Genomic DNA, 6,690 nt, shown 5'->3' on the forward strand with positions numbered 1-6,690 from the left:
TCACTTAAATCATGGAACAAATAAATTACATCAAACAGCTTTCAGCCGTAATGGAAAAGTTCGCCAAAGATAAAAGGTTAAACCCTACGCACATCAGTATGTATCTTGCTCTTTTCCAATATTGGAATTTAGGCCGTTTCAGTAATCCCTTTTCTATCTGTAGGGAAGAAATTATGAAACTATCTAAAATAGGCTCGAAGGTTACTTATCACAAGTGTATCAAAGAATTACATCATTGGCGATATTTGGAATACCATCCTTCCCATAATCCATTTAAAGGGAGCAGTGTTATCATGTTCAATTTTTGTACCGCTCCTAAACAAGCTATGGCACGAACGTACAAAGAAAATGGACAAGCTCTGTCTCCAGCTTATATAGAAAATGGACAAGCTCTGATACCATATAAAACATATATAAACAATAAACATATTAAACTTAAACGGCAACCCAAAAATGAAAATGAAGTTATTGATTTCTTTTCAAAAAAAAATTGGTCAGCATTAGAGGCAAAAAAATTTTATAACCACTACCAAAGTATCGGCTGGAAAGTAGGTGGCAAATCAAAAATTATTGATTGGCAATCAACAGCTCAAAGTTGGATGTTAAAAGCTGACGAAATAAAAACAAGTCTTGAGCGGAGCCGAAAAAAAGAAAAAACAAGGGTTGCACCCGTACAAAAATTGAATAACCTCAATGTAAACACCGACAAGAATTATGGAGAGCCTTTATAAAATAAAAGAACAAGGAAGGGAATATATCCTCGGAGAGATTAAAGACGACACTATTTACTACGATTTAGTCAAAACATTAACCTACCTAGATGTCAAAGGAAAGTTATTATTTGGGGCACATTTTAAAATTTATGAAAAAGATTTTAAAATCATTTATAAACTACTGATCTACATTATCCGAGATAAAGCAAATTGTAAAAAGCATAATCTAAATCTCAATAAAGGAATTCTGTTGACTGGACCTATTGGGTGTGGGAAAACTTCATTGATGAGTTTGATAAGACATATTGTCCCAAAAAAAAGGCAGTACCAAATGCAGTCCGCTAGAAACATTTCATTTGAATATCAAAAGATTGGTCATCAGGTTATTGAGAGTTATAACAAAACAAAAAGTTTTTGTTTCGATGATCTGGGCATAGAGCAAAATTTAAAACATTATGGCAATGATTGCAATGTAATGGGTGAAATTTTATTGAGCCGATATGATTTTTGGATATCACACAAAGCAATTACCCATGCCACCACAAATTTGAATGCCCAAGAATTGGAAGAATGGTATGGAAATCGTGTGCGTAGTCGAATGCGACAAATGTTCAACTTGATAAGTTTTGATGCAAAGTCTGTTGACAAGAGAAGTTGAACATTCACGAGTTCCTTTAAAAAAAAATAAAAATAACACGAGCTAATTGTTTAATTTGGTGGCGTTTGATTTGGAAAGTGAGGACAAACGAAATTAAATTCATATATTTCAACTATAAATTTTTTATTCTAACTATGGCTAGTAAAAAGAGCAGATATGTCCATAGAGATGATTTTGTAAAATTATGGCTCAAAGCTGATGGTAAATGTTCCATATGTAACTGTTATCTTATAAAGGATTTTGAGAAATCAGGGACAATAAAGTTTAGTAATATGGCTCATATTATTCCGTTTAGTGAAAAAAATGCAAGAAGTACTAAGAGTATTAGACCAGATAATTCTTATAAAAATTTAATTCTTTTATGTAACAATCATCATATACAAATAGATAAGGCAAGTAAAGACTACTCCAGAGAAAGGTTGCTTAACATAAAAAAGCAACATGAGTTATCCGTATTGGAAAGTAAAAAATTAGGAATAAGAGCGAATGACGATCAGTCTGGAATTGAGCTTTATCTTATTACAGGATCTTCTAAACATAAAAGGTCAAACAAATTTTTTCCAAATTGGATAAGGAATACTTTTAATGATGACTATGGATATTTCTCAATCGATTTATTCGTTAATAATTTTGGAGTTAAAGATTATAAAAAAGTAAAGATTGAATTTTTTCCTATCGTCAATGGTAATCCAGTAGAAATACTTTTTTCTAGAAATCCAATTTACAGAGAAGAAACTTCATTTAGCACCTCTGTTGAATTTATTATTCTAAATATGAACAGAGGAGAAGAGGTTATTGATACTAACTTATTTTACCTAAACTACAAGGGGTGTCAGTCAATGGATTCTCTAGCTGAAACTATAAAAGAACTGGAATTTAAATACTCATTAACTGCTGACGATTCCAAGCCAAAAGAAGGAAAACTTAAATTATTAACTTTTCAGACTGCTAGTTGATTGAATATTGATGGCAAAGTTCTTTTGATGAAAGAAACTAGTTTTTAGTTTTTTTCTTTTGTCGAAATAAAATTCTCATAGTGGTAACAGTTTCTTTAAAAATTATTAAAACTACTTCTCTCAAACTCTTAACAACTTCAATTAAAAATTCTTTCATCGTCCATATTTAAATAATTATACAAACCCATTAAAATAGCCAACGCTATAGCTCTAATATTTTTAGGTTTCTTAACATAACTAGCTTCATCAGTATTTGTAACAAACCCCGTTTCTATCAAAATTGATGGGCAAAAATCGACCGTTTCCCGCAACACCTGAAAATTTGCAAACTTACCCCCTCGTTTTTTAAAACCCAGTTTTTCGGTACTTTCATTCAGAACAGATAACCCAAAAGCAATAGAAGATTTAGTATAAAGTTTATTGGAATGATGCACATAAACTTCCATTCCTTTTGAAAACACCTGAGAAGCGTTACAATGCAAAGATACGAAAACATCAGCTTTTAAGGTTTTTGCCAACTTCGCTCTATCTCCTAAAGAAATAAGTGTATCAGTATATCTGGTCAAATAAATATCAAAATTACCCTCAAATAGCGTTTCGTTAAGTCTAATCAATTCCTTAGCAATATTCAAAACCACATCCTTTTCCAAAACACCATTTACGCCTGTTGCCCCTGGATCAATTCCACCATGTCCAGGATCAATAACAATGACTTTTTTAGAAGCATCATTCTGTCCAAAAACAAGGCAGATTTTCATGAGGAATATCAGAAAAATGACGTTTTTGAGCGTTGTACACTTCCAATTTTTTACAGTTATCAACATCACACTTTCCAATTTTAATAGTATTTGATGCCAAATTACATCAAAGGAAAATAATCTAATTTAAAATTTATTTTATTCACAAAATACTGATTATCAATATTTTGTATTACAATATACACTATTTTTCATATATCAAAATCAAGTAAAATTTTAAACAGATTTCTTATGAAAAAATCAATTTCGATGACCACAGTAATCCTTTTTATCACCTCTCCCATTTTTGCACAAATCGGGGGTATAGAAGATTCCGTAAATGATGTTTCTCAAACCGTCCGTTCTATTTTCCCCATCATCTTGGGCGTCATTTTCCTAATTGGCTTCCTATTTAATGCAGGGCATTTCTTCGGAGAAAATTCGGATCTCAAAAAAGGGATTACTCGCGTATTGGTCTTTGTACTGATTGCGGGAGCAGTAGTTGGCATCTTTACCTATTTAATCGGAATCGTAGTCTAAGGTCGCCCTGCCTTCCGGCAGGCAGGTAAGCGATATTAGGCAATTTATTAATTATTGCATTTTTAATATAAATAATAAAAAACTCAATGAGTTTGAAAAAATTTGAAGTGTATAGAAATATGAGAAAACAAGCCGAGATTATGGGCTTGTCCATTTCCTTGTTTGCCCTAATGATGACCTCCATTATCGGTTCGTTTATGGTTATCATTTTTTCATTTGATTTCATTGTGATTCTTACGGCGTTGATATTCAATATTGTCCTATACATCGCTTTAGTCTATTTGACCAAAAACCCTTCTCATTTTTATTTCAGAAAAGTATTTCCCAAAACAATTAGTAATAAAAAAGCGTGTCTTTCCCTCACCGAGGGATTTAGTAAAAAAGAAAATTATTAGAAAATAAAACTGGTTTTAAGCATGAAAAAAATAAACCTTTCCGCATACCATCCCATCGTCGATATACAAGGGCATATCGTGTTTGCCAATAACGGAAATGTCATTCTTTGTTACAAAACATCACTCCCAGAAGTGTATTCCCTTTCCGAAAAAGACTTTGAAGATTTGCACGGTACGTGGTTTCAAGCCTTTAAGTCATTGCCAACCGCTACGGTTGTACATAAACAGGATATTTACCAAAAAAGTCATTATGTTGCAGATAAATTAAATGACAGTACTTTCCTGCAAAAAGCCACGAATAACCATTTTAAAGGAAGGGAGTATCTAAAGCATCATTGTTATTTGTTTTTTATACTACCCCACAACAAAGCCTTAAATGCCTCAAAATACACCAATCCTTTTCGAAGTTTAGAAAAAAGCATTTATACCAAACTTGACCATACCGCTCAAGCATTTATATCAGCAGTTAATGACGCTGTTTCTTTTATCAATAACAGTAGAAAGATGTCATTGTTACAATTGAACGAGAACGAAATCCTATCCCTAACCAATACCTATTTTAATGGCTTTAATAAAGATTTTGATACGGACATTTTATTGAACAATAATGATATCGCAATCGGCGATCATCATTTTGATGTGTTGGCAGTCAATAGTGAACTGTGTTTTGGTGATGTGGTACAAACCAGTAAACCCAATGATAAATTCACATCTAATGATTTTATATTCCATCAAGGTTTTATCGATGGATTGGGATTAAGTATCAATGAAAATCATATCGTGAATCAAATCCTTTATTTAGATGATAAACACAAATGGAGAAAACTACTGGAGCGAAAGATTGAAGAACTAAAAAAGAGCATCAATTTTGGTACGCAAAACCGAGTGGTTCTCAAAAAGATTGAGCATATCCTGAGTCAAATAAATGAAGATGAAACCTCACAGATCATCAGAGGCCATCTCAACATCCTCTTCTGGTGCTGCGAGCCGCAGGGGCTAAAAGAAATTGCCTCCAATATTAAGGCGGAGTTTAAAGAATTGGATATTGTACCCTATTATCCCAAAGGTGAAGAACGGAAGCACTATTTTGTGAACAGTTACTTTTGTTATGCTTCCAATTTCTCCAATGAAGATGTTTATGTAACCGATTTAAAACATGCCCTTTGCCTGTATATTAACAATACAAATTACCAGTCAGACGCCACTGGCGTCATTTTTAATGATAGACAACATAACATCCCGGTATTAAAAGATGTCTGGGATGAACAAAAGAAACGCATCAAGGCAAGGAACTTTGCCATATTCGCTCCCACAGGAGAAGGAAAATCCTTTTTGGCCAATAATATCTTGCGACAATACTTTGAGGCTGGTGTCCGACTCGTCATTATCGATTTGGGCGGTTCGTATGCCAAATTTGCCAAACTCTATCCCAAAGACCATGTGATACTACGCTATGAGCATGGCAAAAATTTAGGGATAAATCCATTTTATATTCCTAAAAGTACCAAGGGAACAGATGTAGAGCCAGACCGATTAGAAGACTTAACTATTTTCCTATTGGAACTGTTGGCCTCAAAAAAAGAAGCCTCCAAAGCACAATCCGTAGCCTTAAAAAAAGTACTGCAATATTATTACCAAAATAGTGTCAATAACACCCACTCGTTGGCTTCCTTATATCAATTCGTGGAAGCCCAAAAGAATGTATTATTAACCACCTTAAACATTCATGAAAGGCATTTGAACCTAAATGATTTTCTTCATATCCTCTCGGAATATGTGGGTAATGGATTGTATAGTTTTCTGTTCAACGTCAATAAAGACCAGACCTACAGAATTGAAGACAAACGCTTGATAGTATTTGAATTGGATGAAGTCAAGGAAAATAAAGAAATTTTGTCAGTTATGCTTAAACTAATCAAGTCAGCCATTCAAAGAACAATATGGCAAAACAAAGCTGAAAGGGGAATTATCCTTTTTGACGAGTTTGCCAAACAGCTCAAATTTGAAAATGTATTGGAAAGTGTGGAATACTATTATCAAGCCATCCGTAAACAGAATGGAGCTATTGGTATCATTTTGCAATCTATCAATCAACTGCCCAGCAATGCGACTTCTGCCAGTATTTTGGAAAACACACAGGTCATTTACAGTTTATACAATGAAAAAGGCTATGATGAACTTCAACACAGGCTTAGCCTGACTTCACACGACCTCAATCAACTAAAGTCAATACGGAACAATTTAACTGGTGAACGTAAATACACAGAAATGTTTATCAAGATTGGTAAAGAGAGCAATATTTTCAGATTGGAAGTCCCACCAGAGGTATATGCCGCCTATCTGACCGATGGTGTAGAGAATGAGACCATAATGCAACTTTATGAAGAACACCAAAATATGGAAAAAGCCATCAAATTATTTCTCAAACAGTCATAGACTGCTCTTAATAATACTATTTATAAATTTTAAAAATCAAAAACCATGAAAAATATAATTAAAAAAATCCTATTCACAGCGTTACTTGCTTTTTTACTAAAAGGCCACGGTGTGGCCCAGGGGGATCCTGTGTATGACCATACCAATTATGTCCAGTTGGGAAAAGCGTTGACCGAGGCTGGAAAACAAACTGACAAATTGATAAAAACGGTAAATTTTCTTAAGGAACAAAAGGAACGCATTGAAAAGGTAAGT

At 33.6% G+C, this 6,690-nt stretch carries 7 protein-coding genes and 1 pseudogene; 7 read left to right on the plus strand and 1 reads right to left on the minus strand.

Annotated elements, in window-relative coordinates; translation table 11 throughout:
* The first annotated feature begins 11 nt into the window (after window positions 1–11).
* From UMM65_RS15950 to UMM65_RS15960, 3 genes are all read left to right on the plus strand, one after another.
* On the plus strand, window positions 12–731 hold the full coding sequence (locus UMM65_RS15950; protein ID WP_321977963.1) for a hypothetical protein: 720 nt from the start codon (window positions 12–14) through the stop codon (window positions 729–731).
* Entirely contained in the window at window positions 715–1,371 is a 657-nt protein-coding gene (locus UMM65_RS15955; protein WP_321977964.1) for a P-loop NTPase family protein, read from the plus strand. Before UMM65_RS15950 ends, UMM65_RS15955 begins: the two co-directional genes overlap by 17 nt.
* 134 nt (window positions 1,372–1,505) lie before the next feature.
* Window positions 1,506–2,327, plus strand: coding sequence for an HNH endonuclease signature motif containing protein (locus UMM65_RS15960; protein ID WP_321977965.1), 822 nt, complete (start codon window positions 1,506–1,508; stop codon window positions 2,325–2,327).
* 137 nt (window positions 2,328–2,464) lie between these two features.
* On the opposite strand, the gene UMM65_RS15965 is transcribed toward UMM65_RS15960, so the two are convergent.
* The gene (locus UMM65_RS15965) at window positions 2,465–3,085 is read right to left on the minus strand and encodes an N-acetylmuramoyl-L-alanine amidase family protein (RefSeq protein ID WP_321977966.1); all 621 of its coding nucleotides are present in this window, start codon (window positions 3,083–3,085) and stop codon (window positions 2,465–2,467) included.
* A 231-nt stretch (window positions 3,086–3,316) separates the two neighbouring features.
* Between UMM65_RS15965 and UMM65_RS15970 the strand changes: the two genes are divergently transcribed.
* The 4 genes and pseudogenes from UMM65_RS15970 to UMM65_RS15985 all read left to right on the plus strand — a co-directional run.
* A complete protein-coding gene (locus UMM65_RS15970) occupies window positions 3,317–3,604 on the plus strand; it encodes a hypothetical protein (RefSeq protein WP_321977968.1) in 288 nt (95 codons plus the stop codon).
* An 86-nt stretch (window positions 3,605–3,690) separates the two neighbouring features.
* Complete coding sequence (locus UMM65_RS15975) at window positions 3,691–3,999, plus strand: hypothetical protein (protein WP_321977969.1); 309 nt, start codon at window positions 3,691–3,693, stop codon at window positions 3,997–3,999.
* Window positions 4,000–4,020: 21 nt separating this feature from the next.
* Window positions 4,021–6,435, plus strand: a complete 2,415-nt coding sequence (locus UMM65_RS15980) for a TraG family conjugative transposon ATPase (protein ID WP_321977971.1) — start codon at window positions 4,021–4,023, stop codon at window positions 6,433–6,435.
* A gap of 45 nt (window positions 6,436–6,480) precedes the next feature.
* Window positions 6,481–6,690: pseudogene (locus UMM65_RS15985) on the plus strand (conjugal transfer protein); the annotation flags it as partial.

This window comes from Aureibaculum koreense, assembly GCF_034296135.1.
Lineage (GTDB): Bacteria > Bacteroidota > Bacteroidia > Flavobacteriales > Flavobacteriaceae > Aureibaculum.

Excerpts from the sequence above, each read along its gene's own strand:
- UMM65_RS15950 (WP_321977963.1), top strand. The coding sequence starts at position 12 with ATGGAACAAATAAATTACATCAAACAGCTTTCAGCCGTAATGGAAAAG.
- UMM65_RS15955 (WP_321977964.1), top strand. The coding sequence starts at position 715 with ATGGAGAGCCTTTATAAAATAAAAGAACAAGGAAGGGAATATATCCTC.
- UMM65_RS15960 (WP_321977965.1), top strand. The coding sequence starts at position 1,506 with ATGGCTAGTAAAAAGAGCAGATATGTCCATAGAGATGATTTTGTAAAA.
- UMM65_RS15965 (WP_321977966.1), bottom strand. The coding sequence starts at position 3,085 with ATGAAAATCTGCCTTGTTTTTGGACAGAATGATGCTTCTAAAAAAGTC.
- UMM65_RS15970 (WP_321977968.1), top strand. The coding sequence starts at position 3,317 with ATGAAAAAATCAATTTCGATGACCACAGTAATCCTTTTTATCACCTCT.
- UMM65_RS15975 (WP_321977969.1), top strand. The coding sequence starts at position 3,691 with ATGAGTTTGAAAAAATTTGAAGTGTATAGAAATATGAGAAAACAAGCC.
- UMM65_RS15980 (WP_321977971.1), top strand. The coding sequence starts at position 4,021 with ATGAAAAAAATAAACCTTTCCGCATACCATCCCATCGTCGATATACAA.